The organism is Micromonospora sp. NPDC049114 (assembly GCF_040648635.1).
GTDB lineage: Bacteria > Actinomycetota > Actinomycetes > Mycobacteriales > Micromonosporaceae > Micromonospora.
This window is the reverse complement of record NZ_JBEZEA010000008.1, coordinates 60,625-87,462: the sequence shown is the minus strand read 5'-3', so window position 1 is coordinate 87,462 and position 26,838 is coordinate 60,625. Positions and strand designations below refer to the sequence as shown.

Here is a 26,838-nt window from a genome sequence, read left to right as displayed (position 1 = left end):
ATCTGCGCGGCAGGTCGACGAATTCCTGCCGGAACCTCAATCCGGCCGCTCGTCGGCGGATTGTCCGACTGGCGGCGCGGCGAGCGGCGGTTCATGGAGATTCGGGTCCTCGGGCCGGTCGAGGTCTGGGCGGACGGCCGCCTGGTCGACGCCGGAGCAGCCCGCCAGCGCGCCGTCCTGGCCGCGCTGGCGGTCGATGTCGGCCGACCGGTCCACGTGGAGTCGCTTGTGGACCGGGTCTGGGGCGACGCGCCACCGCCCAGGGCCCGCCACAACCTGCACGTCTACCTCGCCCGGCTCCGCCGTGTGCTGGCCGACGCGGGCGCACCGGACGCTCTGGTTCGACGCTCCGGCGGGTACCTGCTGGACCAGCCACCGGAGACAGTGGACGGTCAGCACTTCGACTCGCTGCGGCACCGGGCCGATCGGCTGGGTGACGACGATCCCGAGCGGGTGGAGCTGTTGCGCCGGGCGCTGGAGCTGTGGCGCGGCGAACCCCTGGCCGGGCTGACCGGCGAGTGGGCGGCGCGGGTCCGGCAGGACTGGCACCGCCGGCACACCGACACCGCGGTGCAGTGGGCCCGCGCCCTGCTGCGGCGGGGCGAGCCGGACCCGGTCATCGACCCGCTGACCCGGCTCGCCGACGACCACCCCCTGGACGAACCGGTCGCCGCCGTGCTGCTGCACGCGCTGGCCGCGGCCGGTCGCGGCGCACAGGCGCTGGCGTACTACGCCCGGCTGCGGGACCGTCTCGCCGACGCGCTCGGCGCGGACCCGGGCGTCGAGCTTCGCCAGCTGCACCAGGCCATCCTGCGCGGTGAGGTCACCGCGCCGGCTCCCGGGCCGTCCAGCGCCCCCGCCGGAGCGGGCCTCGTCAACAGGCCCCACCCGGACCGCCCGGTCCCGGCGCAGTTGCCGTCGGATGTCCGGGGTTTTGCCGGGCGCGGTCCGGAGTTGGCACGTCTGGACGCGCTGCGGTCGTCCGCCGAGGCGCAACCCGGGGCGGTCCCACTGGCGGTGCTCTCCGGAGCGGGCGGGGTGGGCAAGACGGCGCTCGCCGTGCACTGGGCGCACCGGGCCGCCGGGCACTTCCCCGACGGGCAGCTCTACGCCAACCTGCAGGGCTACAGCCACAGCGGTGTGGTGCGCAGCGCCGAACAGGTGGTGCGGGGTTTCCTGGCCGCGCTCGGGGTGCCGCCGCGGGAGGTGCCGGCGGACGAGCAGGCACAGACGGCGCTGTACCGGAGCCTGCTCGCCGGTCGGCGGATGCTGGTGCTGCTCGACAACGCCCGGGACGCGGCGCAGGTCCGGCCGCTGCTGCCGGGTGCGCCCGGCTGCCTGGTGCTGGTGACCAGCCGGGATCGGCTCACCGGGTTGGTGGCCACCGAGGGCGCGGAGGCGGTGGTGCTGGATCTGCTCACCGCCGAGGACGCGCAGGCTCTGCTCCTCGCGCGGATCGGGGCGCGGGCGAAGGACGAACGGGCCGCCGTCGACGAGCTGGTCCGACTCTGCGACCGGCTGCCGCTGGCCCTGGTCGTGGTCGCGGCCCGGGCGGTGGTCCGGCCCCAGCTGCCCCTGACCGAGTTGGGCGCGCAACTCCGGGCCGACGGCCGGCTGGACGGCCTGGACACCGGAGAGCACGACAGCAGCGTGCGGGCGGCGCTGTCCTGGTCGTACCGGCTGTTGTCGACGTCGAGCGCGCGGCTGTTCCGGCTGGTCGGGGGAAGTACGGACGTGACGGTGAGTACGGCGGCGGCGGTCAGTCTCGCCGGCGGCGGTCGACGGGCCGTGCAGGCGGCGTTCGCCGAGCTGGCCGACGCGCATCTGGTGTTGGAGCGCGGCCCGGACCGGTACGCGATGCACGACCTGTTGCGGGCCTTCGCGGCCGAACTGTCCGCCGAACACGATCCGGCCGGCGACCGGGCCGAGGCGCGCGGCCGGCTCTTCGACCACTACCTGCACAGCGCGCACGGCGCGTCCGTGCTGCTGCACCCGCACTGGGATCCGATCACCCTCGCCCCGGCCGCCGGCGGCGTCCGGCCGGAGAAGTTCGGCGACCATGACGAGGCCGTGGCCTGGTTCACCCGCGAGCGCGACGTGCTGATCGCGCTCGTCGAACGGTGCGCCGCCAGCGGGTTCGACCGACACGCCTGGCAGCTGGCCTGGAGCCTGACCAGCTTCCTGGACCGGCAGGGCGGTTGGCACGACCAGTTGGCGGTGCAACGTACGGCGCTGGCGGCCGCGCGCCGCAGCGGAGACCCGGACGGGCAGGCGCACGCGCACCGCAGCCTGGCCCGGGCGCACGCCCGCCTGGGCCGGCTCGACGAGGCGCCCGAGCAGCTCCAGCGGGCGCTGGAGCTGTTCCGCGAGCTGGGCGACCCGGCCAACCAGGGGCACACCTGCCTCGACCTCGCCGAGGTGGCCGACCGGGAGGGCCGGCGTGCCGAGGTGGTCGAGCATGCCGAGGCGGCGTTGGCGCTGTACCGCGAGGCGGGCCACCGCTACGGGCAGGCGATGGCGTTGAACGCGGTCGGCTGGTATCAGGCCCAGCTCGGGGCGCACGACGCCGCGGTGCGGGCGTGTCAGCAGGCGCTGGAGCTGCTGCGCGAGTTCGACGACCGGCACGGCCAGGCGCCCACCTGGGACACCCTCGGCTACGCGCAGCACCGCGCCGGACGACCCGCGGAGGCGGTGATCGCGTACCGGCACGCGGTTGAGCTGTACCGGGAGTTCCGGGACCGGTACTACGAGGCGGACACGTTGGGGCACCTGGCCGAGGCGCAGGTCGATGCCGGCGACCCGGTCGGGGCGGCCCGGAGCTGGCGGACGGCGTTGGGCCTCCTCGACGACCTCGGGCACCCGGACGCGGAGCGGATCCGTCAACGGCTCACGGCCACCGGCGGGTCGTGACCCGTCGGCGGGGCCCGCCGCTCGGCCGGCCCACCACCCCGCCGACGCAGACGACGAACAACACCACGGACAGGATCGGAAACCAGTCGCCCGTCCGCGAATAGACAGTGCCTGACCCGGTCGTCGGAGCGGCCGTGACCAGCAGTTCCGCGTCACCGGCGGTCGCCTCGCCCAGGACCCTGCCGCCCGGGTCGGTGACGGTCACCCGGCCGAACGCGGCGGCGCGAACCACGGTGAGCCCGTTCTCCACGCCGCGGACGAGGGCCATCCGGCTGTGCAGCCAGCCGTCGGAGGTGAAATCCAGGCCGGGGACGAGCAGCACCGAGGCGCCCTGCGCCCGATACCGCCGGACCAGACCGGGATAGTCGAGGTCCTTGCAGATCGCCACGCCGAACCGCCCGTCCACGATCATTTCGTCGTCGCCCGGCGTCAGCCAGTCCTCCAGGCCCGGGATCAGATGCTGCTTCTCGTACGTCCTGATCGTTCCGCTCGGGTCCAGCACCAGCGCCACGTTGCTCGCGGTCCCGGCCCGCCGCAGCACCGCGCCGACGACGACCCGGGCCTCGGTCTGCCGGAGCGCGTCGACGAGCAGGGGCAGGGTGGCGTCCGTCACGGCGAAGACCTTCTCCGGCAGCACGACGATCCGCGCCCCGCGCGCGGCCAGGCCCGAGACCCGCGGAACGTACCGGGCGAGCAGGTCACGCCCGGACGGTTCGTCGATCGGGAGCCCGTCCTCGGACTGTCGCAACGCGACGAGGCCCACGGCCAGCGGCTCGGCCGGGTCCGGGGAGCGGCTCAGTGACCAGGCCGACCATCCGCCGGTGCCGAGCAGGAGGGCGAGCAGGCAGGTGAGGGCGGGGCGTGGGCCGCCGAGCCGGGGAGTGCGGGTGGGTCGCAGGCTTCTGAGCAGGGCGGCGAGGGCGACCGGGACGGCGAGCAGCAGGTAGGTGACGCCCCACACGCCGGTGAGCGCGGACAGCTGGATGACCGGGCGGACGTCCGCCTGCGTGTAGGCGAGGCTCCACCACGCGCCGTGCGGCAACAGGCGGGACGCGGCGTACTCGCCCAGCACCCACAGTGACGGCACGGTGAGAACGGCGGTCACGGTTCGTCCGCGCAGCAGGAGTGTCCGGGCGAGCAGGACCGTGCCGGCCGCCAGGCCGAGGCCGAGCAGGAACACGCCGCCGACGGCGGGGACCGGTAGTCGCAGGGTGCCGAGGTAGTACCCGACAATGCCGAGTTGGCCGATCGACCAGGCGAGAATCGTCGCCCAGAGCGCGGTCCTCGGGCGTACCCGCACCGAAGCGAGGATCAGCGGGATCGGGGCGAGCCAGGTCAGCGCGGCAACCGGGTGCAGCCCGGAGCCACCGAGCCAGAGCAGTCCACTCAGGAGCGCGGCGATGATCGTCGTCATGCGTCGATCGTGCGGCGGGATCGGCCGGGGCGGATCGCCGTACGAAGTGGAGGTGATCTGGTCCTGTGGAGGGAGGCGCGGCAGCGCCGGGCCGGACCATACTGCCGACGTGAAGCGGTACGTCAATCTCGCCGTCACCGTTGCCGCCGTTGCCGCGACCGTGCTGCCCGCCCTGGCCGGCGGGCCACGTGCCTGGTGGGTGCTGCCGCTCGCGGTCGCGTCCTCGGTCCCGGTGCTGTGGCGTGACCGCGCACTGCTGACGGTCGCCGCCGTCGTGGGCCTCGCCACGACCGTCTCCGCCTCGCTCGGCGCACCCCCGCTGTTGCCGGTCGGCCCGCTCGTCTGCCTCTACACGTTCGCGGCCCGGGCCGCCCTGCCGATCCGCCTGCTCGGCATCCTGCTCACCGCCGGCGGCCTGCTGTTCTCGCTGCTCTATCCACACCCGGACGTGGAGGTGCTGCGGTACCTGGTGGTCGCCTACAGCTTCTCGTACGCCCTGGGCACCAGCGCCCGTGCCCGCCGTACCCAGGCCATGGCCCTCGCCGAACGCGATCGTCGGGTCGCCGGTGAACGTGCGGCGGCAGTGCTGCGCGAACGCGCCCGCATCGCCCGCGACCTGCACGACATCCTCACCCACGCGGTCGGCGTCATAATCGTCCAGGCGGAGGCGGGACCACTTCTGGTCCGCCCCCACCCGGACCGCGCCGACGCCGCGTTCGCCACGATCGCGGCCACCGGCAGGGACGCGGTCGTCCAGCTCCGCCGCGCGGTCGGCAGCCTGCACGAACCCGCCGACCAGTCCCTCGACCAGCCGGGCCTCGCCCACCTGCCCGTCCTCGTCGAACGCGTCCGCGCCACCGGACTCGACGCCGTCCTCACCGTCTCGCCCCCGCCGTGCGGATCCGTCGCCGGACCGCGGTCCGAGATCACTTCCGGTCCGCCGGTTGGTGGTGTCCTCGAGTGGCCGTTCGAGCCGCCCGCGGACGTCGGGATCGCCGCCTACCGGATCGTGCAGGAGTCCCTGACCAATGTGGTCCGGCACGCCGAGGCCCGAACGGTCCGCATCCTGCTGAGCTACAGCGCGGCCGCCCTGACCGTGTCGATCACCGACGACGGTCGCGGCAACCGGGCTTTCGGCGCCGGGGTGCCCGGATACGGGATAGTCGGCATGCGCGAGCGCGCCCGGGCCTGCGGCGGGACCCTGCGCACCGGCCCGGCCTCCGACAGCCACGGCTTCACCGTCACCGCCACCCTGCCCCTCTCCGCACCCGCGGCCGTCTGATGCTGCGCGTCGTGCTCGCCGATGATCAGGACCTGTTCCGGGCCGGATTCGCCACGATCCTCGGTGCCGAGCCGGACATCGAGGTGGTCGCCGAGGCCGCCGACGGCGCCGCCGCCGTGCGGGCCACCCTCGATCACCTTCCCGACGTCGTCCTGATGGACATGCGGATGCCCGTGCTCGACGGCGTCGCCGCGACCCGGCACGTCTGCTCACTCACCCCGAGCCGGGTCCTCGCCCTGACCATGTTCGACACCGACGACTACCTGTACGCGGCCCTGCGTGCCGGTGCCAGCGGCTTCCTGCTCAAGGACGCCCCACGAGCCGACCTGGTCAACGCCGTCCGGGTGGTCGCCGCCGGCGATGCGCTGCTCGCCCCCGGCGTCACCGCCCGGGTGATCGGCGAACTACACCGGCGCGGCCACCCGGACCCGGCGCTCGCCGCCGCGGTGACCGCCCTGACCGCCCGCGAGACGGACGTGCTGCGCCTGATCGCGGCCGGTCTGTCCAACGCCGAAATCGCCGCGCACCACCACCTGAGCGAGCACACGGTGAAGACCCACGTCGGCAACCTGCTCGCCAAACTGAATCTGCGCGACCGCGCCCAGGCCGTCATGATCGCCTACGAGTCCGGCCTGGTGATCCCCGGCCGCTGACCAGTGGCGACGTCAGGTCTGTCGACCTCGTCGATCATGGAGTCATGGTGCCTGTCAGGCACCGTGATGGGCGCTTTGTCACCCACCACAACTCCATGATCGACGAGGCGAGGCAGTTCGCGAGAAGGCTTACAGGGTGCGGGCCAGCCGGTCGGCGAGCGTACGGGTGAACCGGGCCGGATCGGCCAGCTCACCGCCCTCGGCGAGCACCGCCAGGCCGTACAGCAGCTCGGCGGTCTCGGTCAGGGTTTCGCTGGAGTCGCCCTGCTCGTGGGCCTTGCGCAGCCCGGTGACCAGCGGGTGACCGGGGTTGATCTCCAGAATGCGCTTGGCCGAGGGGACGTCGTGCCCCATCGCCCGGTACATCTTCTCCAGCGTCGGGGTGAGGTCGTGCGCGTCGCCCACCACGCAGGCCGGTGAGGTGGTCAGCCGCGACGACAGGCGGACCTCCCGAACGCTGTCGGCGAGGGTCGTGCCCAGCCACTCCACCAGCGCGGCGAACTCCTGCCGCTGCTGCTCGCGCTCGGCCTCGGCCTGCTGCTTCTCCTCGTCGGTGTCCAGGTCGACCTGGCCCTTGGCGATCGAGCGCAGCGGCCGGCCGTCGTACTCGCCGACCCGCTCGACCCACACCTCGTCGACCGGGTCGGTGAGCAGCAGCACCTCGTGGCCCTTGGCCCGGAACGCCTCCAGGTGGGGGGAGTTCTCGATGGTGGCCCGGGAGTCGCCGGTGGCGTACCAGATGTCGCTCTGGCCGTCCTTCATGCGCGAGACGTAGCCGGCCAGGTCGGTGGGCTCCGCCGCGTCGTGCGTGGAGGCGACCGACAGGATCTCCAGCAGGGAGTCCCGGTTGTCGGTGTCGTCGATCAGCCCTTCCTTGACCACCGCGCCGAACTCGGTCCAGAAGGTGCGGTAGCGCTCGGGGTGGTTGGCCTTGAGGTCCTTGACCGTGGCGAGGACCTTGCGGACCAGGCGGCGGCGCACGATCTGGATCTGCCGGTCCTGCTGAAGGATCTCGCGGGAGATGTTCAGCGACAGGTCGTGCGCGTCGACGACGCCCTTGACGAAGCGCAGGTAGGTGGGGACCAGCGCCTCGCAGTCGTCCATGATGAACACGCGCTTGACGTAGAGCTGCACGCCGCGACGGCCCTGCGGGGAGAACAGGTCCAGCGGGGCGTGGCTGGGCAGGAACAGCAGCGCCTCGTACTCGAAGGTGCCCTCGCCCTTCATGTGCACGACCTCGAGCGGGTCGGCCCAGTCGTGGCTGACGTGCTTGTAGAACTCGTTGTACTCGGCGGCGTCGACCTCGTCGCGGGGCCGCGCCCAGAGCGCCTTCATCGAGTTGAGGGTCTGCACCTCGCTGGTGGCCGCCTCGCCCTCGGCACCGGGACGCTCGACGGTCATCCGGATCGGCCACGCGATGAAGTCGGAGTAGCGCTTGACGATCTCGCGGATGGTCCACTCGGCGGTGTAGTCGTGCAGGTTGTCCTCGGTGTCGGCCGGCTTGAGGTGCAGGGTCACCGCGGTGCCCTGCGGCGCCTCCTCGACGGTCTCGATCGAGTAGGTGCCCTCGCCGGTGGACTCCCAGCGGGTGCCGCCGGTCTCGCCGGCCTTGCGGGTCAGCAGGGTGACCCGGTCGGCGACCATGAACGCGGCGTAGAAGCCGACGCCGAACTGCCCGATCAGGTCCTGCGAGGCGCGGGCGTCGGCGGACTCGCGCAGCTGGCGCAGCAGCTCGGCGGTGCCGGACTTGGCGATCGTGCCGATCAGCCGGACCACCTCGTCGCGGGTCATCCCGATGCCGTTGTCCCGCACGGTGAGCGTGCGGGCGTCCCGGTCGACCTCGATGGCGACGTGCAGGTCATCGGTGTCGGCGACGAGATCCTTGTCGACGAGCGTCGCCAGCCGCAGCTTGTCCAGGGCGTCGGACGCGTTCGAGATGAGTTCCCGCAGGAAGACGTCCTTGTTCGAATAGATCGAGTGGACCACCAGCTGGAGGAGCTGACGCGCCTCGGCCTGGAACTCCAACGTCTCGGCCTGGTTGCTCACACCGTCTCCCTTCTCGGCTCGTGCGGAGGTTCGCGCAAAGGATACGAGTCGTCACCGCCGCGGTCGTGCCCGCGTCCGGGTCGTATTCCCGATCCGAGGAGGGCGCGCGGTGACGTAGCTGACTTTGCTCAGCAGAAGTCAGCCGGATAGCGTTCCGGTCGGCGAACGCCGTCGTGCCGCATCGACCGAACCTGGAGCACTCCCATGAAGATCGCCGCAAGCACCGCCCTCGTCACCGGCGCCAACCGCGGCTTCGGCCGACACCTCGCCGCCGAACTCGTCGCGCGCGGCGCGACGGTGTACGCCGCGGCCCGCAACCCCGACTCCGTCGACCTGCCCGGCGTGACGCCGGTCCGGCTGGACATCACCGACCCCGACTCGGTGGCCGCCGCCGCGACGCTCGCCGGCGACGTGAACCTGCTGGTCAACAACGCCGGCATCGACAGCCGGGCCGACCTGCTGGAGGGCGACCTGGACCAGATCCGGCTGGAGCTGGAGACGCACTACCTCGGCAACCTGTCGATGATCCGGTCCTTCGCCCCGGTCATCGCCGGCAACGGTGGCGGAACGGTCCTCAACGTGCTCTCCGTGCTGTCCTGGGTGAATTTCCCCCTGCACGGGGCGTACGGCGCCGCGAAGTCCGCCGAGTGGGCGATGACCAACGCGCTGCGCCTCCAGCTCGCCGAGCGGGGCGTCCGGGTCGCCGGCCTGCACGTCGGCTACATGGACACCGAGATGGCGGCGACCATCACCGGCGCCAAGTCGGACCCGGCGGTGATCGCCCGGCTCGCCGTCGACGGCATCGAGGCCGACGCGTACGAGATCGTCACCGACGACGTCAGCCGGCAGGTGCAGGCCGGGCTCGCCGGCGGTGTCGCCGCGCTCTACCCGCAGCTCCCCTGACCTGGAACGCGACGGGCCGCCGCCGGGAGCATCCGGCGGCGGCCCTTTCCGACGGGTACGCCCTCAGCTGGCCTGCAGGGTCACGTCGTCGATCACGAAGCTGGTCTGCAGCGACGAGTCCTCGGTGCCGGTGAACTTCAGGGTCACCGTCTGCCCGGCGAACCCGGCCACGTTGAACGTGCGCTGGACGTAACCTGAGGCGGCGTTGAGGTTCGAGTACGTCGCCAGGGTGGTCGAGCCCACCTGCACGGTCAGCTTGTCGTACGCCGTGGAGCCGGTGGTCTCGGCGGTGTCGATGTGCAGCCAGAACGACAGCGTGTAGCTGGCGCAGCCGGCCGGCACGGTCACCGACTGGGACAGGGTGTCGGTACGCGTGCTGCCGTACCCGTCGAGCCACGCCTTGTACGACCCGGTCCGGGCCGGCTGGCTGCTGGAATTGGTGATCACGCCGGAGGACGCGGTCCACGGCGTGCTGCCGCTCTCGAAGCCACCGTTGCCGATCACCTGCCCGCCGGAACAGCCGCCGGTGCCGGTCACCGTCAACGTGAGGCTGGCGGTGCGGGTGACCGAGCCGGTGCCGGTGACCGTGATCGTGAAGGTGCCGGTGGCCGCGCTGGCCGAGGCGCTCAGGGTCATCGTGGCCGAGCCGCCGGAGGTCACCGAGGACGGGCTGAACGACACGCTCACCCCGCTGGGCGCCCCGGAGGCGGAGAGGCTCACCGACTGCGCCGAGCCGGCGGTGGTGGCGGTGGTGACCGTCGCGGTGGTGCTGGCGCCCCGGGCCACGGTCCGCGTCGTGGGGCTGACCGCGACGGAGAAGTCGTTGGTCGGGGTGCCGCCGCCCACGGCGAGCTGCCACAGCGCGTACGCGACGCCGTCCGCGGCCCGGTTCAGCACCGTGGCGCTGACGTTGGCGGTGGTGTCGCAGGAACGGTGGTAGCACGAGTCGTAGGCGGCGTTGGCCGTGCCGCCCCACTTGGCCGCCTGGGCGCTGGTCTTACGGGCGCTCGCGCCCGCGGCGTAGCCGGAGGTGGGGATGCCGGCCTGCTGGAAGTAGTAGTCGTCGGAGCGGCCCTGACCCTCGACGTTCTCCTCCGGCTGCAGCCCCAGCGAGTCCCAGTACGCCTTCAGCGGCGCCGCCGTCGTGGAGGTGACCCGGTTGATGAAGTAGCCGCCGTTGGTCGAGCCGACCATGTCGAAGTTGTAGTAGCCCTTGATGTAGCCGCGCTGCGTCGCGCTGAGCGAGTTCACGTAGAACCGGGAGCCGTTGAGACCCTGCTCCTCGTCGGTCCACCAGGCGAACCGGACCTTCTTCGTCATGGTCGGGTTCTGCGCGGCGAGGACCAGCGCGTTCTCCAGCAGGGTGGCGGAGCCGGAGCCGTTGTCGTTGATGCCCGGGCCGGCCGAGACGCTGTCGAGGTGGGCGCCGAACATCACCACCTGGTCGGTCGGGCCGCCGGGCCACTCGGCGATGAGGTTGTTCGAGGGGTACGTGCAGCTGGAGCAGGTCTGCTCGCTGACGGTGTAGCCGGCGGCCTGGAGCTTGCTCTTCACGTAGCTGACCGAGGCGGTGTAGCCGGCCGAGCCGGCCCGCCGGTTGCCGCCGTTGCTGCTGGCGATGGAGTTGAGCTGGGTCAGGTGCGCCTGGACGTTGGTGACGGAGATGTCCGGCGCCGCCAGGACGGCTGCGGACGCGGCGATCGGCCGGGCCGCTGTCGTCGGGGCGGAGGGTGACGCGCTCACCGGCTGGGCGGCCAGCGTCACCGTCATCCCGGCGAACACGGTGAGCGCGATTGCCGCGCTCAGCGTTCTGCCTCTCATGGGGGCTCCTCGGGGGTTGGAGAGATTACCGAGACACTGACAGAGATCTATGTCTGTGACATCGGTCGTTCGTCCCGAACCCCCACCCGTTAGACGGTGGGTACCGACGACGGCACAGGTGAGTAGAGGTGTCAGGATGGGTAGGTAACGCCAGCAGGGGTCGTCGGGCCCGGAACGGGGGGCTTAGCGATGACGGCGGGTCGAGCGTGACACGACCCCGCACCGACCTGTTCGACGACGGCGGTGACACCGGACGGCTGATGGCCGAGCTGGACTGGGCCGACACCCCGCTCGGGGCGGTGTCGGGCTGGCCGCAGAGCCTGCGGGCCGCCGTGCGGGTGGTGCTCTCCTCCCGCTACCCCATGCTCCTGCTCTGGGGCGACCGCCTCTCCCAGCTCTACAACGACGCGTACTCCGCCCTGATCGGCGACAAACACCCCGCCGCGCTCGGCGACGACGTACGGGTGACCCTGGCCGAGGGCTGGGACGTCCTCGCCCCCCTCATCCAGCAGGCCATGACGACCGGCGTGGCCAGCTGGGTGCCCGCTCTGCAACTGCTGCTGGAGCGCGCCGGCTACCGCGAGGAGGCGTACTTCAGCGTCTCGCACGCCCCCGCCCGCGACGACGACGGCCGCACCGTCGGCGTGCTGACGGTGTGCAGCGAGGTCACCGAGCAGGTCGTCGGCGAACGGCGACTGCGGCTGCTACGCGACCTGAGCCTGCGCGGCGACGGGCGCACCGTCGACGTCGACGCCACCTGCGCCCGGCTGATCGACGCGATCGGCGCCCACCCGCTGGACGTGCCGTTCGCGGCGATCTACCTGCGCGACGGCGCGGTGCTGCGCCGGACGGCCTGCGCGGGCGGTGACCCGGGTCACCCCGCGGTGACCGGGGCGCTGCCGGACGTCGTCGACCTGGCCGACCCGGGCCCGGCGGCCCGCGCCTGGGCGCTCCCGGACGCTGCGCAGGGTCGCCCCACCGACGTGACCGGCGTCGCGGACCGGCTGACCCTGCCCGCCGGCCCGTGGGGCGATCCCACAGCCGCCGCGCTGGCACTGCCGCTGCCCTCGGCCGCCGAGGACCAACCGCTCGGCGTCCTGCTGGCCGGCGTCAGCCCCAACCGGGAACTGGACGAGGCGTACCGCTCCTTCTACCAACTGCTGACCCAACAGGTCTCCATGGCGGTACGCAACGCCAAGGAGTACGAGCAGGAGCGCCGCCGGGCCGAGACGCTGGCCGAACTGGACCGGGTGAAGACCACCTTCTTCACCAACGTCAGCCACGAGTTCCGTACGCCGTTGACCCTCATGCTCGGGCCGCTCGCCGACGCGCTCGCCGACACCGCCGCGCCGCTGGCGCCCGGGCAGCGGGAGCGGGTGGAGACCGCCTGGCGCAACGCCACCCGACTGTTGACCCTGGTCAACAGCCTGCTCACCTTCTCCAGCCTGGAGGCCGGCCGGGCTCGCAGCGACGCCCGCGAAGTCGACCTCGCCGCGCTCACCGCGGAGCTGGCAAGCGTCTTCCGGGCCGCCGTCGAGCGGGCCGGCCTGGCTCTGGAGGTCGACTGCCCGCCACTGCCCCGGCCGGTCACCCTCGACCCGGTCAACTGGGAACGCATCGTCACCAATCTGCTGTCCAACGCCCTGAAGTACACGTTCATCGGCCGCATCCGGGTCGCCGTGGACGCCGACCACGACGAGGTACGCCTCACCGTCGCCGACACCGGCATCGGGATCGCCGAGGCGGACCTGCCAAAGCTCTTCGAACGCTTCCACCGGGTGCAGGGCGCGCGCTCGCGCAGCCACGAGGGCACCGGCATCGGCCTGGCCCTGGTCCACGAGCTGACCCGGCTGGAGGGCGGCGAGGTCCGGGTGACCAGCCAGGTGGGTGTCGGCACCGCCTTCACGGTGGCCCTGCCGTGGTCGGCGGCCCGACGCGCGGTGACGACCGGGCCAGCAGCGAACGGCCGGGGCGACGTGGCCCGCGCCGCCGTGTCGGAGGCGGCGGGATGGCTGGCCGACCCGGGCGGCAGCATCGCCGAGCCCGCCGCGGCGTCCGGCCCGGCCGCCGACGAGTTGGCCGGTGCCCGGATCCTGGTGGCCGACGACAACAGCGACATGCGCGCGTACCTGAGTCGGCTGCTCGCCGGTCAGGGCTGGCGCGTCCGGTCGGTCACCGACGGTCGGCAGGCCCTCGACGCGATCCACCGGGAGCCGCCGGACCTCCTGCTCACCGACGTGATGATGCCGGTGCTGGACGGCTTCGACCTGGTACGCCGACTGCGCGCCGACCCGGCGACCCGGGCGCTGCCGGTGCTGGTGCTCTCCGCCCGGGCCGGCGAGGAGGCCAGCGTGGTCGGCCTCAGCCTCGGCGCCGACGACTACCTGGTGAAGCCGTTCGCCGCCGCGGAGTTGATCGCCCGCATCCGGGCCGCCATCCGCCGCGCCCGCACCGACCCGTCCGGCGACGACGCCACCGCGACGACCGCCGACGACAGCCCGAGCGCGCTCGACGCCCCGATGTCGACGCGATCCACCGGGGCCACCGCCGTCGCGCCCGCCCCGCCGGTGGCGGAGCCCACCGCACGCGCCACCACCGCAACGGCTGGTGGGGAGCCGGCCGGCGGGTCGGTGGTCGACGCGGCCGGCGACGGGCTCGGCGACATCCTGGCGGCGGAGTGGACGTACCCGTCCGTGCCCACCTCGGCTGCTGCCCTGCGCCGGGACGTCCGGCTGGCGTTGGACGAGCTGGACGTCCACCCGGACGTGGTGGAGGATCTGCTGCTCGCCGCGTCCGAGGCGATGAACAACGCCGTCGAGCACGCACAACGCCCCAGCCGCCCCGAGGTGCGGGTCCGGCTCCAGGTGGGCGACGACCGGATCCGGATCTCGGTGCGCGACTTCGGCACCTGGCGGGACCGTCGGCCGGCCATGGACCGGGGCCGGGGCGCGCTGTTGATGAACGCGTACGGCGACGTGCGGCTGGTCTCCACCGGCGAGGGGACGACGGTGACCATCGAGCGGACGCTGACCGACCCGGCCTGAGTCACCGCCGCCAGGGCCTCAGAGCCGACGGCCCGCGCGGTCACGGGCGATGATGCCGTCCAGGCGCTCCCCCGGAGTGAGCGTGGCCGGGTCGAACCAGAAGATCACCACCTGCTTGTCCATGCTCCAGCGCGCCATCCGGGCATCGACCTGCCGACCGTCCACCGTGCCGATGATCCGCTCGGCGGGGCCGACGAAGTAGCCGAAGGTGGGCACCGGCGCGTCCGACGAGCGCTCGTCGTAGCCGATCTGGTGGAACCCGGGCCGGCGGTCGGCGCCCGCGACATCGTTGACCAGGATGTCCGTGCGCAACGTGCCGTCCGGGGCGCGACGGCCGGCGGCCAACCCGATGGTCACCTTGGGCACGCCGGGCACCGACACCGAGACGACGTAGTAGACCCGACGGTCGGTGCCCTGCTGTACTCCCGTGTCGATCACCTGGCCCAGGGGCTTCGGACCCGGCACGCCGCGGGCCACCGTCGGCGGCGGCGTGGGCTCTTTCGCCGTCGACGCCGAGGCCGAGGCGGCGGCCGAGGGCGGAGCCTCGGCGACCGACGGTGCGGGGCCTGTCGACGCCGGACCGCCCGGCCCGGGGGCGCTGAGCGCCACCACTGCGACGCCGACCAGTCCCGCCACGACCGTCGCCGCGGCGCCCCCGGCGACCCGTCGACGGATCCGCAGCCGACGGCCCGCACGCATGACGGTTTCCAGGTCGAGCGTGGCGTCGGGGCGCTCGGTCGCCCGCATGGCGTCACGGAGCCGATCCAGCTCGCTCATCGACGCGCCTCCTCGTCGGCCGTGCGCGGCGCCGCCGTGCGCAACTTCTCCAGGGCTCGCGAGCTGGTGCTCTTGACGGTGCCCACCGATACGGCGAGTTCCCGGGCCACCTGCGCCTCCGGCAGGTCGAAGTAGTAGCGCAGCACGACGATGGCACGCTCGCGAGGGCTGAGCGCGCCGAGGATGGTGACCAGCCAGGCCCTGGTGGTCACGTCGTCGGCCACGTCGCCGCGCCGCTGTTCCGGCACCTCCTCGGTGGGGTACTCCCGCATCGGCCGCCGCCACCGATCCACCAGGTGATTGACGAGGGTGCGACGCGCGTACCCGTAGGCGTCGTCGTCGTGGATCCGCGACCACGACGCGTAGGTGCGCACCAGCGCGGTCTGCGCGGCGTCCTCGGCCTGGTGGTGGTCGCCGGTCATCAGGAACGCGGCGTGCACCAGCCGCGCGGACGCCGCGCGCGCGAACTCGACGAACTCCGCGTCACCCCGCGCCACCGCGAACCCTCCCCCGTGCCACACCCTTTTCAGACGGGCGAGGGCCCGCGAAGGTTGAGTCCTCGCGACGTCAACCTTCCGGCGGGCTCACCCGTCTTCTCTCCCGCGTCGCCGTGGACCGGCACGCGAGGGGAGAGAAACATGTCGACGAAGGCTACCCGTCGGGGACATCTGTCCCCGGTGGTGTTGCTGCTGGTCGTGGCGCTGGTCACCGGGTGTGGCCGGCCGGCCGCCGGGAACGGATCGGCCGGTGGCGCCGCGAGCGGACCGGACCCCGCCGGCCTGTCCTCGCCAGCACCGGCCGCGACGGGACGGACGGCGGGAGTGGCCGGCAGCGGCGGCGTCGAGGCGGCCACACCCACTGTGGTGCCGGTCAGCTATCCCGCCACCGGCAGCAACCGCTGGTCGGTGGCCGCAGCCGAGACGACGGGTGGAGGCGGGAGCACCGGCAGCCTGCTGCGCTACCGGGTCGCCGTGGAGCGCGACATCCGCGGCCTGCGGGCGGGCGACATCGCCACGGCGATCTCCGCGACGTTGAACGACCCACGCGGGTGGACGGCGGACGGGACGTGGCGGCTGCGCCGGGTCGGCGCGAACGAACCCGTCGACTTCACGATCTACCTGGCGACCCCGGGCACCCGCGACACGCTCTGCCAGGACGTGCCGGACGGCTACACGTCGTGCCGCAACGGCGCCCGGGTGGTCCTGAACGTGGCGCGCTGGGTCATGGGGGTTCCGAACTACGGCGCGAGCCTGGCCACCTATCGGCAGTACATGGTCAATCACGAGGTGGGGCACAAACTCGGGTTCGGTCACGAGCGCTGCCCGGGGCGGGGCCGGCCGGCGCCGGTGATGCAGCAGCAGACGTTGGGCCTGCACGGGTGCCGCGCCGGGGCCTGGCCGTACCCGAACGGCACGGTCCGCTACCGCGGGCCGATCGGGGCGTACGACGACGGGATCCCCCGACGCGAGGGCGCCTACGCGGCGCCGTGAACCCGACGACCGGGAGGCCGCCGTACGTCAGGTGCGGCGGCCGCGTTCCTGCTCAAGCCGCTCGTCCAGCCGACCCAGCTCGTAGATGGCGTTGAGGCTGGTCGGCAGGCGGCGGACATTGTCCGGCCCGGGGTCGGGTTCCGGCCTCGGGTCGGGATCCGGCGCGGGACCGGGATCCGACGCTGCAACGGTCGTGGGGTCGGACGCGCGGCGACGCAGGAGCAGCAGTGCCAGCACCGCCAGGACGGCCGCGACCAGCAGGTAGGAAACCGGCGGCCAGCCACGGCGGGCGGGGCTGGCGAGCGCCGGCGGGACCTCGGGCGCCGGGGTGTCGACGGTACGCACGGGCCCGGCGGCATCGCGGGCGTCGGCGCCACCGGCCGGGCGGCCGGGGGCGGCCGGAGCCCGGACACCGGCCGACGTCCCGGCGGGCGCGGCGGTCGCACCCGGCGCGGTAGGGCTCGGCTGGGCGGTCGCTGGCGGCCGGGTCGGCGCGGACGTCGCGGTGGGGGTGACGCCCGGCGTCGGCGTCGGTGTCGCGCTCGGCGCCCGACGGCCGTCGAGGAGATCGTCGACGATCCGGCCGACGCCGCCGAGGAGGTCGCCGACCGGGCCCGAGGTGGCCGACGGGGACGGCGCGGGCGCGAGGGCGAGGGTCAGCGCGAGGACGACGACGGTAGGCACGGGTCCACCTCGAAAGTGTCGACTGCCAGGCACAGTACCGCGTTGCGGGACGGCGTGGGTGACACGGCCACGCCGGGGGCGGTGACGGCCGGCCGTCGGCCACTGTTACCCGGTGGTTACGCCGCGGCGAAGCTCGCGTGCCGTGGCACGACGACGGTGACGGCAGAGGGTCACCGGCAACGCCGCCGCGACGTGGCCCCGGCATCGAGTGGAGAGATCACCATGAGGATCAGGAGCACTCTCACCGCGTTGGCGGTCGTCCTCGCCGGCCTGGTCGCCAGCGCGGGCAGCAGCACCGCGGCCGGCACCACTACCGGGTCGGCGTCCTGCGGGATCACCTGGGGCAGCGCGGAGAAGTCAGCCGGCGCGCTGAGCGACGCCCCGCTGGTCGACGTACGGACCGGGCAGCACGACTGCTACGACCGGGTGGTGTTCGAGTTCGCCGGCCCGGTCGACGGTTACGCGGTCGGCTACGGCGAGACGTGGACCGAGGGCGAAGGGCTGGCGCTGAGCCCGTACACCGCCGGGAGCGCGCTGCTGCGGGTCTCGCTGCGGGCCCCGGCGTACGACGCCGAACACCAGGGCACCGTGCCCTACGCGGTCGGCGAGCACGTCGCGAACCTGCTGCGCTGCGCAACGCTGCGCGACGTCGTCTTCGGCGGCAGTTTCGAGGGCTACAGCACCTTCGCGGTAGGCGTACGGGCCCGGTTGCCGTTCCGCACGTTCACGCTCGCCGGCCCCGGCACACACAGTCGTATCGTGCTGGACGTCGCCCACCAGTGGTGAGCGGAGTCGGTGGGGCGGTTCGCCTGGCCGTCCGCCCGTCCGAGGCGGGCGGCCAGGCGGGATCGTCCGCAGCCCCGCCGGCGCCGGGCACTAACCCGCGTGGGGGCGGCGAGCCGTGCTGAACTGTCGTTGGTAGGCGGCGGGGCTGATCGACAGCTTCCTGGCGAAGACCCGACGCATGCTCTCGTAACTGGGGAACCCGGCGAGGGTCGCGGCCTGTGTCGCGGTGTGGCCCTGGTCGAGGAGCGCCCGGGCCAGGTCGAATCGGATGTTCTCCACGTAGCGGGCCGGGGTCGTGGACAGCTCGTCGTGAAAGAGCCGGGTGAGGTGCCGGGTGCTGACGTTGAGGTGTTTGGCGAGTTCGCCGAGCGTGTGGCGCCCGCGGGGGTTCGCCGTCACCAGGTCGGCGATTCGCCGCAGTGCCGGCGAGCGGGGCGGCGGCCCCTGCAGCGGCGCGGAGAACTGGGACTGGCCGCCCGCGCGCTGCATGTACACCACCAGGGCGCGTGCGACGTCGCGCGCCAGGTCGGGCCCGTGGTCCTCCTCGACGAGAGCGAGCGCCAGGTCGATGCCGGCCGTCACCCCTGCCGAGGTGTACGTGGTGCCGTCGCGCACGTAGATCGCGTCGGGCTCGACACGGCTGGTCGGATGCCGGGCGGCGAGCTCGTGCGCGACCTTCCAGTGCGTGGTGGCGCGCTTGCCGTCCAGGAGGCCGGCGGCGGCCAGGACGAACGCCCCGGTGCAGATGGATGCGACCCGTCCGGCCACCGCCGCCGGCCGGCGTGCGGCCTCGGCCAGGTCGGCGGGAACATGGGCGCGCGGATAGTGGTCGGACCCGGCCACCAGTAGCGTGTCGAAGGCCGGCTCCGAGGAGACGGCCCCGTCGACGGCGATCCGCACCCCGAGACTCGACGTGACGTCCGCGCCGGTCGGCGACAGCAGCACGATCCGGTAGTCGGCGCCGAAGCGGTTCGCCTCCTTGAACACCTCCGCCGGACCCGCGACATCCAGCAGCGTCACTCCGTCGTAGACGAAGATCGCGACGCGGTGGGGCGGCAGGGACACCGGGTATTGGTAGCACGCCATTACCGGAGATGACGGCGATCCTCCTGGAGGCGTCGCTCACCTTGCGATATCCCCGGGTGCGGACGCCCGTGGCGTGATCTGCTGATCTGCGACGTATCGAACGGCGACCGGCGCTCTGGTCGATCCCCCGCGACGCCCGGTCCGGATGTGAGTGGTTCCTGGCCGGATGAGGGCGGCACCGCACGACGATCGGTGGGCAGCATGGAGGCCACAAGGACGTCAGCGGACAGCGCCGGGAGGGTCAGAGGGCATGTCAGAGGTCATCGCGGGGTTGGAGATTCCCGATACGGCGGCGGTCGCCGAAGCGACCAGGCACATCCGGGAGACGACCGGACCGCTCATCTACCACCACTCCCGACGCGTCTTTCTCTTCGGCCTGACGCACGCGCGCAGGCTTGGCGTGCAACCGGATCCGGAGCTGCTCTATGTGGCGTCCATGTTCCACGACAGCGGTCTGCTGACACCGTTCTCCGACGTCGAACAGCGCTTCGAGGTCGACGGCGCCGACCACGCGCGCGCATTCCTCCTGGAGCGGGGGTTCTCCACGGCCGCCGCCGAGACCGTCTGGACCGCGATCGCGCTGCACACCACACCGGGCATCCCCGACCGGATGGGCCCGGAGATCGCCACCACCTACCTCGGCGTCCTGACCGACGTGCTCGGCCTCGGCCTGGACGGGCTGGACCGCGACCAGTTGGACGAGATCCTCGCCGTTCATCCCCGTGGGGACTTCAAGAACGAGTTCCTCCAAGCGCAGTTCGACGGGCTGAAGAACCGCCCCGACACCACGAACGGCACCGTGAACTCCGACATCCTCGAACACTTCATCCCCGGACTTGGGCGCGTGACGACTGTCGAGCGCATCGTCGGCTCACCCTGGCCGAGCTGACCGGACGCGGGCTCACGCGGTCGGCGTCACCCGTCGGCCCCGGCGCTGGGCCCGCATCGCCGGGCGACAGCGACGACATTCTCTTGAAAGGTATGGACCATGCAAGCGATCACCGTGCGCGACCGTGACGCGGGCGTCGGCGGGCTCACCCTCACCGACCTGCCCTACCCCCACGCCGCGGAGAACGACGTCATCGTGCGTGTGCACGCCGCGGGTTTCACACCCGGAGAGCTCGACTGGCCGGCGACGTGGACCGATCGCGCCGGCCGCGACCGGACGCCCAGCGTCCCCGGGCACGAGGTGTCCGGGGTCGTGGTCGGGCTCGGCTACGGAACCACCGGCCTCACCGTGGGCCAGCGGGTGTTCGGACTGACCGACTGGGCGCGCGACGGATCGCTTGCCGAATACACCGCGGTGGAGGCTCGCAACCTCGCTCCGCTCGCGGCCGACATCGACCACACCGTGGCTGCGGCGCTGCCCATCTCCGGCCTGACGGCATGGCAGGCGCTGTTCGACCACGCCCACCTCACGACCGGCCAGACCGTCCTCATCCACGGCGCGGCGGGCGGCGTCGGCACGATCGCCATCCAACTCGCGCGGGAGGTGGGCGCGCACGTGATCGGCACCGGCCGGGCCGACGACCGCGATCTGGCCCTCAGCCTCGGCGCGCGGGCCTTCGTCGACCTGGACGCCGACGACCTGCGGGACGTCGGCGAGGTGGACGTGGTGCTCGACGTCATCGGCGGCGAGATCCTCCGGCGGTCGACCGAACTGGTCCGCCCCGGCGGCACCCTCGTCACCATCGCCACGCCGCCCACCGTCCAGCCGAAGGATGGGCGTGCCATCTTCTTCGTCGTCGAACCCGATCGCGTCCGGCTGGCCGACCTCGCCGACCGCGTCCGGGCCGGGCGGCTCAAGCCCATCGTCAGCGCCGTACGGCCGCTCTCCGAGGCGGCTTCGGCGTTCGTCCGTCAGCGCCGCACCCCCGGCAAGACGATCATCCAGGTCACGCAGGAGCAGGGGATGCCGCACCCGACCACGGAGGGCTAGTCCGCCGGGGTCTGCTCGGGCGCCTCCCCGGCCGCCTCGTCGGTCAGGTGCCAGACCTCCCGCATCGGGGCCCACCAGTCCCCCGAGCCGGGTTCGGCGAGCGATTCCTGGCACGGGTCGGTCAACGTCCACCACTCCTGCGTCTTCGGGTCGGCGGCGATGTACCGCAGGTCGGCCTCATAGTCGTCGCCGACGTACTCGTAGTAGCCGAAGAGCAGGTCGCCGTGCAGGAAGATGGTGTAGTGGCGGAAGTTCGCCTCGCGCAGCGTCTTCTCGACGCCGGGCCAGACCTCGGCGTGTAGGCGCAGGTAGGTCTCCCGGTGCTCCGGACGGAGCCGGATCACGCAGCCATGACGTTGCACGTCGTGTCCTCTCAGGTGAACTGGTCACGCGGTGGCGACGGCCCGGTGCGGATCGGCCATCGACGACCATCGCGTTGGTGCGGTTGGCGACCCGATGGTAGCCGGAGCCAAGATCGAGGATCACCCGCCGGAGGTCGAGGGCGACCGATGCCGTACCGGGACCGACCGGGCCGCCGACACCGACCGTTTCGCCAGGGCTGCGCAGCGTCGCGACGGGTCTACCCTCAGGTGGTGGAGGGCCGCGTGCTGGTGGTCGAGGACGACGCCTCCATCCGGGAGGTCACCGCCCTCGGTCTGCGTCGCGCCGGCTTCCGGGTCGACACCGCCGTCGACGGGCGGCAGGCGCTCATGGCCTGGCGGGCACACCCGGTCGACGCGATCGTGCTCGACGTCATGCTGCCCGGCCTGGACGGCCTGGAGGTCTGCCGGGAGATCCGGCGAACGAGCCAGGTGCCGATCCTCATGCTGACCGCCCGCACCGACACGCTCGACGTGGTGGTCGGCCTCGAATGCGGGGCCGACGACTACCTGCGCAAACCCTTCGACCTGCCGGAGCTGGTGGCGCGGGTCCGCTCGGTGCTGCGACGGGCGAGCGCTCCGGCCGGTTCACCCACCATCGCCGTCGGCGACCTGGAGATCGATCCGGGCGGCTTCGTCGTACGCCGCGGTGGACGGGAGGTGACCCTGACCGCCACCGAGTTCCGTCTGCTGCTGGAGCTGGCCCGACGGCCCGGCCAGGTCTTCACCCGCGAACTGCTGCTGGACCTGGTCTGGGACCACCGTTTCCTGGGCGACTCGCGGCTCGTCGACGTGGCGGTGCAGCGCCTGCGCGCCAAGGTCGAGGACGACCCGGCGCACCCACTGCGCATCCGCACGGTACGCGGCGCCGGCTACAAGCTGTCCACGCTCTGACGGGAGGTCGGCGATGGCCGGACGAGCGGTGGCGCCGGGCCGCCTGCGGCGCCGGCTGACGATCGCGTTCGTGCTGGTCGCCGGGGTGTCCGCCGGCCTGCTCGCCGGTGGGGCGGCAGTGGTGCTGCGGCAGTCCTGGCTGGACGCCTCGCTGCGCCAGGCCGCCGCCGACGCGCGCTACCAACTCCTGCTCGCCGGTGAGTTCCTGCCCCTGACCGAGCAACGCGGCACCGAACTGCTCGCCAGCTTCGAGGGCAGCGGGCGGCACGTCGTCCTCGTCGACGGCCCGACCCGTGCCTCCCATCCCGCGTACGCCCCCGCCCTGGGCACGCGACTGCGGGCCTCGGTCGCCGACGGGCAGCTCGCCTACCAGCGCTCGGCACCGGAGCAGCGACCCCGGCTGCTGGTGGTCGGCGGACGCATCCCCGGCTCGACCGCGGAGCTGTACGTGATCACCGTGGAGGACGACATCGCCACCGATCTGGGTGAGGTACGCACCGCGCTGCTGGCCGGCTGGGTGCTCGTCGTGCTGGTCGCCGCCGGGGTGGGCCATCTCCTGGCCCGCCGCACCCTGGAGCCGGTCGGTCGGGCGAGCCGCGCCGCCCGAGCACTCACCGAAGGGCTGCTCGCCACCCGCCTGCCGGTCCACGGGCGCGACGAGTTCAGCGTCTGGGCGGCGTCGTTCAACGAGATGGCCGAGGCGCTGGAATCGAAGATCGCCGCCCTGTCGGCCGCCCAGGCCCGGGAGCGGCGGTTCACCGCCGATGTGGCGCACGAGCTGCGTACCCCGGTGACCGCCCTGGTGGCCGCGGCGTCGCTGCTGCGCGAGCAGCTGGACCGGCTGCCCGACGACGCCCGGCCGGCCGCGCGGCTGCTGGTGGGCGACGTGGTCCGGCTGCGCCGCCTGGTCGAGGACCTGATGGAGGTCTCGCGGCTGGACGCCGGTCGGGAACTGCCGAACGTCGAGCCGGTGGACGCGCCGGCGCTGTTGCGCAGGATCGTCGCGGCGCGCGGCTGGTCGGACCGCGTGCTGGTCACCGGCGACCCGGTCGCGCTGCGCACGGACCCGCGTCGCCTGGAGCGTGTCCTGGCCAACCTGGTCACCAACGCGGTCGAGCACGGCGGCGGCGAGATCCGGGCGACCGTGACCGGGGCGGGCGCGCTCGTCGTCTTCGACGTCACCGACCAGGGGCCGGGCATCCCCGCCGAGCACCTGGCGCACGTGTTCGACAGGTTCCACAAGGTCGACGCCTCGCGCTCCGCGCCCGGCAGTGGCCTCGGCCTGGCCATCGCCCGGGAACACGCCGCCCTGCTCGGTGGGGTGCTGAGCGTCCGCAGCGCGCCGGGCGCAGGTGCCCGGTTCCGTCTGGAGCTGCCGGCCCACGGCCCGCCCGGGCCGACCGGCGGCGTGCCACGCCCCGCGAAGAGCCCCGACGGGGACGCCGAAGCGGCGACCGCCGACCCGACGGGCGGTGCCGGGTGAACCGGCGCGGCGCGGTCCGAGCGCGCTGGCACGGCGCGATCCGAGCGCGCTGGCACGCGGTCGGCGTGCCCGTGCTGGTCGCGGTGCTCCTGGTCGGCGGGTGCGGCACGCCCCGCTCCGGCGTCCTGGGCGCGGCACCCACCGCGCCGCCGCCGAGCGCGCCGCCCGCCGGACGCCCGACCTCCGCGCCCACCCCGCCGCCCGGATCACCGTCATCGCCGGCGGCCACCCGCACCGCGCCGCGGCCGCCGGCACCGACGGCCACCGCCACCCGCCGGTCGGACCCGGTGACGATCGAGCTGTGGTACGTGCGAAACGGCCTGCTCGTCCCCACCCGGCGCACCCGGCCGGCCACCGTCACGACGTCCCGGCTCGCGCTCACCGAACTGGCCGCCGGGCCCACGCCGGCCGAGGCCGCCACCGGAATGGTCACCCTGCTGCCGGCCGGTGTCGAGGTCACCCGGATCACCGACGGCGTGGCGACGCTCGGTCCTGTCGCGCCCGGCGACGACGCGGCGCAGCGTCGGCGGCTGCGCGAGGCGCAGGTGGTGTGGACGCTCACCCAGTTCCCCACCGTCCGGTTGGTCCGCTTCGGTGGCGGCGCGGCGCTCGGCCGGGCCGACTATCCGGACCTGCTCGCGCCGATCGTGGTCACCGCACCGAGCGTCGGCGACCGGGTCAGCGCCCCGCTCACCGTCACCGGCACCGCCGACGTGTTCGAGGCCACGGTGAGCATCCGGGTGCTGGACGCCGCCGGCCGGGAGGTGGCCACCGGCTTCGGCACCGCCAGCTGCGGCAGTGGCTGCCGGGGCGCGTACCGGCTGGTGGTCGGTTGGCGCACGGCCCGCGAGCAGCACGGCACGATCGAGGTGTACGAGGTCTCCGCGCGCGACGGCGCCCGGGTCAACACCGTGGCCGTGCCGGTGATCCTCGCCCCCAGCGGGAGCTGACCACGGGGTTCATCCGCCCGCAGTGCGGCGGAAACGTAATCGTTTCGTCCACCGGGTGCGACGCAGCTCATAAAAGCCTGCAGGAACGGCCAGCAACGAACTAGGGTCAGTACGACATCGTTTCGCGGGGGGTCGTCGAGTGTTGGATGGTCGGCAGGTGAGCGCGGGCGTCGGGGTGCCGGCCGCTCGGGCCGCGCGCTGCACGTCCAGCGACCTGTTCGCCGTGGTGATCGACCTGCTGCGCGAGGTCGGCTACGACCGGATGACCATCGACGCCGTCGCCGCCCGCGCACACGTGAGCAAGGCCACCATCTACCGGCGGTGGGACGGCAAGGCCGAGCTGGTGGTCGCCGCCCTGCGCGACCGTCAGGTCGGCGTGCACAGCCCACCCGACACCGGCTCGCTGCGGGGCGACCTGATCGAACTGCTGCGTGCCACCGCCGCCATCTGCGTCGCCGACTGCGACCTGATGCAGGCGCTGACGTTCGCCATGCGGACCAGCCCGGAGCTGGAACGCCTGGTACGCCACCAGGTGCTGCCCGCCGGGCGGGTGGCCAGCACCGCCATTCTCGTCCGCGCCGCCGCCCGTGGGGAGATCCCCCCGGATGCCGGTGAACGGGAGTTGTTCCACGACCTGGCGCCCGCGCTCACCATGTCCCGCGTCGTCGCGCACGGCCTGCCCGCCGACGACTCGTTCCTCATCCAGGTCGTCGACCAGGTGCTGATCCCGGTGCTCCGCTACCAGCACGACCGCCCGTCCCAGGCCTGATCCATCGACATCCGCACCACGGAAGGCTTCACCATGCCCGGAACCACCTCGACAGCCCCCGGCGCACCCGGCGCCGGGACGTCGACAGGCACGCCGCACCCGCGGCGTTGGATCGCGCTGGCGGTCATCGCGGTCTCACAGCTGATGGTCGTCCTGGACGCCACGATCGTGAACATCGCGCTCCCTCAGGCCCAGTCGGACCTGGGGATCACCGACGCGAACCGGCAGTGGGTGATCACCGCGTACACGCTGGCCTTCGGTGGTCTGCTCCTGCTCGGCGGCCGGATCGCCGACTACTGGGGTCGCAAGCGCACGTTCATCGTCGGCATGGTCGGCTTCGCGCTGGCGTCCGCGCTGGGCGGTCTGGCCACCACCGGCGAGATGCTCTTCGCCGCCCGCGCGTTGCAGGGCGCCTTCGGCGCGCTGCTCGCCCCGGCCGCGCTGGCGCTGCTCACGGTGCTGTTCACCGAGGCCACGGAGCGGGCCAAGGCGTTCGCCGTGTACGGCGCGATCGCCGGCGGTGGGTCCGCGGTCGGGCTGCTGCTCGGCGGCGTGCTGACCGAGTACGCCGACTGGCGCTGGTGCCTGCTTGTCAACATCCCGGTCGCCGCCATCGCGATCGCCTTCGCTCTCCCGCTGGTGCCCGAGAGCCGGGCGCACGGCAACACCCGCTACGACGTGCCCGGCGCGGTAGTCGTCACCGCCGGCCTGGTCTCCCTGGTGTACGGCTTCACCAAGGCCGCCGAGGACGGTTGGGACGCCACCGCGACGCTCGGCTTCATCGCCGCTGGTGTGGTGCTGCTGGCCGCCTTCGTGATGATCGAGCTGCGCTCCAACCACCCGCTGCTGCCGCTGCGGATCATCCTGGACCGCAACCGGGGTGGGGCGTACCTGGCCTCCACGCTGATCGGCGCCGGCCTGTTCGGGGCGTTCCTCTTCCTCACCTTCTACTTCCAGGTGGTCCTGCAGTACAAGCCCCTTGAGGCGGGGCTCGCGTCCCTGCCGGTCACGGCGGGCGTGCTGATCGCCGCGGGTGGCGCCAGCCAGCTCATGCCGAAGGTGGGCGCCAAGCCGCTGATGGTCGGCGGCGCCGTGCTGGCCGCCGTGGCGATGCTGACGCTCACCCAGATCGACGTGGACACCTCGTTCCTCACCCTCCTGCTGCCCGCCCAGGTCATCCTCGGCATGGGCCTCGGCTTCACCTTCGTGCCGCTGTCCAGCCTCGCGCTGGTCGGGGTGCCGGAGCACGACGCCGGAGCGGCCAGCGCGACGCTGAACGCGACGCAGCAGATCGGTGGCTCGTTGGGCACCGCCCTGCTGAACACCTTCTACACCAGCGCGGTGGCCGCGTACCTGGTCGGCCGGGCGCCGAACCCGATCACCCAGGTCGAGGCGCTCGTGCACGGCTACCGCGTGGCGTTCGCCTGGGGCGCGGCGCTGATCGTGCTCGCCGGGCTGGCCACCCTGGTCCTGGTGAAGGTGCGCAAGGAGGACATCCCCACCGGCAACACAGTGCACATGGGCTGA

At 73.0% G+C, this 26,838-nt stretch carries 22 protein-coding genes; 14 read left to right on the top strand and 8 right to left on the bottom strand.

Going from position 1 to position 26,838, the window contains the following annotated elements:
- Positions 1–93: 93 nt before the first annotated feature.
- Positions 94–2,910 carry a BTAD domain-containing putative transcriptional regulator gene (locus AB0B39_RS22355; RefSeq protein WP_357575259.1) on the top strand — a complete coding sequence of 939 codons (2,817 nt, stop codon included), beginning with the start codon at positions 94–96 and terminating at the stop codon, positions 2,908–2,910.
- Here the strand turns inward: AB0B39_RS22355 and AB0B39_RS22350 are convergent.
- The gene (locus tag AB0B39_RS22350) at positions 2,888–4,324 is read right to left on the bottom strand and encodes a nitrilase-related carbon-nitrogen hydrolase (protein ID WP_357575258.1); all 1,437 of its coding nucleotides are present in this window, start codon (positions 4,322–4,324) and stop codon (positions 2,888–2,890) included. The genes AB0B39_RS22355 and AB0B39_RS22350 overlap by 23 nt on opposite strands.
- A 109-nt stretch (positions 4,325–4,433) precedes the next feature.
- On the opposite strand from AB0B39_RS22350, the gene AB0B39_RS22345 reads away from it, so the two are divergent.
- Complete coding sequence (locus tag AB0B39_RS22345; protein ID WP_357575257.1) at positions 4,434–5,606, top strand: histidine kinase; 1,173 nt, start codon at positions 4,434–4,436, stop codon at positions 5,604–5,606.
- Positions 5,606–6,259, top strand: coding sequence for a response regulator transcription factor (locus AB0B39_RS22340; protein WP_234589153.1), 654 nt, complete (start codon positions 5,606–5,608; stop codon positions 6,257–6,259). Before AB0B39_RS22345 ends, AB0B39_RS22340 begins: the two co-directional genes overlap by 1 nt.
- A 129-nt stretch (positions 6,260–6,388) precedes the next feature.
- Here AB0B39_RS22340 and htpG read toward each other — a convergent pair whose 3' ends face one another.
- Positions 6,389–8,305 (bottom strand): molecular chaperone HtpG, encoded by a 1,917-nt coding sequence (gene htpG / locus AB0B39_RS22335; RefSeq protein ID WP_357575256.1) that lies wholly within the window; start codon positions 8,303–8,305, stop codon positions 6,389–6,391.
- 204 nt (positions 8,306–8,509) lie between these two features.
- Between htpG and AB0B39_RS22330 the strand changes: the two genes are divergently transcribed.
- Positions 8,510–9,208, top strand: coding sequence for an SDR family oxidoreductase (locus AB0B39_RS22330; RefSeq protein ID WP_234589150.1), 699 nt, complete (start codon positions 8,510–8,512; stop codon positions 9,206–9,208).
- Between the two features lie 63 nt (positions 9,209–9,271).
- On the opposite strand, the gene AB0B39_RS22325 is transcribed toward AB0B39_RS22330, so the two are convergent.
- Positions 9,272–11,029 carry a M28 family peptidase gene (locus tag AB0B39_RS22325; RefSeq protein WP_357575255.1) on the bottom strand — a complete coding sequence of 586 codons (1,758 nt, stop codon included), beginning with the start codon at positions 11,027–11,029 and terminating at the stop codon, positions 9,272–9,274.
- Positions 11,030–11,235: 206 nt separating this feature from the next.
- Between AB0B39_RS22325 and AB0B39_RS22320 the strand changes: the two genes are divergently transcribed.
- Complete coding sequence (locus AB0B39_RS22320) at positions 11,236–14,073, top strand: ATP-binding protein (protein ID WP_357575254.1); 2,838 nt, start codon at positions 11,236–11,238, stop codon at positions 14,071–14,073.
- Between the two features lie 18 nt (positions 14,074–14,091).
- Here AB0B39_RS22320 and AB0B39_RS22315 read toward each other — a convergent pair whose 3' ends face one another.
- The gene (locus tag AB0B39_RS22315; protein WP_357489879.1) at positions 14,092–14,850 is read right to left on the bottom strand and encodes a hypothetical protein; all 759 of its coding nucleotides are present in this window, start codon (positions 14,848–14,850) and stop codon (positions 14,092–14,094) included.
- On the bottom strand, positions 14,847–15,347 hold the full coding sequence (locus AB0B39_RS22310) for a SigE family RNA polymerase sigma factor (protein WP_234589143.1): 501 nt from the start codon (positions 15,345–15,347) through the stop codon (positions 14,847–14,849). The genes AB0B39_RS22315 and AB0B39_RS22310 overlap by 4 nt, the downstream gene beginning before the upstream one ends.
- Before the next feature lie 141 nt (positions 15,348–15,488).
- Between AB0B39_RS22310 and AB0B39_RS22305 the strand changes: the two genes are divergently transcribed.
- Positions 15,489–16,340: a DUF3152 domain-containing protein gene (locus AB0B39_RS22305; protein ID WP_357489876.1), complete on the top strand. Its 852-nt coding sequence runs from the start codon at positions 15,489–15,491 to the stop codon at positions 16,338–16,340.
- Between the two features lie 27 nt (positions 16,341–16,367).
- Here AB0B39_RS22305 and AB0B39_RS22300 read toward each other — a convergent pair whose 3' ends face one another.
- Positions 16,368–17,024, bottom strand: a complete 657-nt coding sequence (locus AB0B39_RS22300) for a hypothetical protein (protein WP_357575253.1) — start codon at positions 17,022–17,024, stop codon at positions 16,368–16,370.
- A 222-nt stretch (positions 17,025–17,246) separates the two neighbouring features.
- Here AB0B39_RS22300 and AB0B39_RS22295 point away from each other — a divergent pair, with 222 nt between their 5' ends.
- Positions 17,247–17,810 (top strand): hypothetical protein, encoded by a 564-nt coding sequence (locus AB0B39_RS22295; protein ID WP_357575252.1) that lies wholly within the window; start codon positions 17,247–17,249, stop codon positions 17,808–17,810.
- Positions 17,811–17,900: 90 nt separating this feature from the next.
- Here AB0B39_RS22295 and AB0B39_RS22290 read toward each other — a convergent pair whose 3' ends face one another.
- Positions 17,901–18,875 carry a GlxA family transcriptional regulator gene (locus AB0B39_RS22290; protein ID WP_357575251.1) on the bottom strand — a complete coding sequence of 325 codons (975 nt, stop codon included), beginning with the start codon at positions 18,873–18,875 and terminating at the stop codon, positions 17,901–17,903.
- Positions 18,876–19,146: 271 nt separating this feature from the next.
- On the opposite strand from AB0B39_RS22290, the gene AB0B39_RS22285 reads away from it, so the two are divergent.
- Together AB0B39_RS22285 and AB0B39_RS22280 are read left to right on the top strand one after the other, a co-directional pair.
- Positions 19,147–19,785 (top strand): HD domain-containing protein, encoded by a 639-nt coding sequence (locus AB0B39_RS22285; RefSeq protein ID WP_357575250.1) that lies wholly within the window; start codon positions 19,147–19,149, stop codon positions 19,783–19,785.
- Between the two features lie 99 nt (positions 19,786–19,884).
- A complete protein-coding gene (locus tag AB0B39_RS22280; protein ID WP_357575249.1) occupies positions 19,885–20,835 on the top strand; it encodes an NADP-dependent oxidoreductase in 951 nt (316 codons plus the stop codon).
- Here AB0B39_RS22280 and AB0B39_RS22275 read toward each other — a convergent pair.
- The gene (locus tag AB0B39_RS22275) at positions 20,832–21,197 is read right to left on the bottom strand and encodes an L-rhamnose mutarotase (protein WP_357575248.1); all 366 of its coding nucleotides are present in this window, start codon (positions 21,195–21,197) and stop codon (positions 20,832–20,834) included. The two genes, AB0B39_RS22280 and AB0B39_RS22275, sit on opposite strands and share 4 nt — an antisense overlap.
- A 231-nt stretch (positions 21,198–21,428) precedes the next feature.
- Here AB0B39_RS22275 and AB0B39_RS22270 point away from each other — a divergent pair, with 231 nt between their 5' ends.
- The 5 genes from AB0B39_RS22270 (at position 21,429) to AB0B39_RS22250 (ending at position 26,838) form a co-directional block, all read left to right on the top strand.
- Entirely contained in the window at positions 21,429–22,109 is a 681-nt protein-coding gene (locus tag AB0B39_RS22270; RefSeq protein WP_357489864.1) for a response regulator transcription factor, read from the top strand.
- A gap of 13 nt (positions 22,110–22,122) precedes the next feature.
- Positions 22,123–23,592, top strand: a complete 1,470-nt coding sequence (locus tag AB0B39_RS22265; protein WP_357575247.1) for a HAMP domain-containing sensor histidine kinase — start codon at positions 22,123–22,125, stop codon at positions 23,590–23,592.
- Positions 23,589–24,542 (top strand): Gmad2 immunoglobulin-like domain-containing protein, encoded by a 954-nt coding sequence (locus AB0B39_RS22260; RefSeq protein ID WP_357575246.1) that lies wholly within the window; start codon positions 23,589–23,591, stop codon positions 24,540–24,542. Before AB0B39_RS22265 ends, AB0B39_RS22260 begins: the two co-directional genes overlap by 4 nt.
- Positions 24,543–24,699: 157 nt before the next feature.
- Positions 24,700–25,311 carry a TetR/AcrR family transcriptional regulator gene (locus AB0B39_RS22255; RefSeq protein ID WP_357489858.1) on the top strand — a complete coding sequence of 204 codons (612 nt, stop codon included), beginning with the start codon at positions 24,700–24,702 and terminating at the stop codon, positions 25,309–25,311.
- A 33-nt stretch (positions 25,312–25,344) separates the two neighbouring features.
- A complete protein-coding gene (locus AB0B39_RS22250) occupies positions 25,345–26,838 on the top strand; it encodes an MFS transporter (RefSeq protein WP_234588210.1) in 1,494 nt (497 codons plus the stop codon).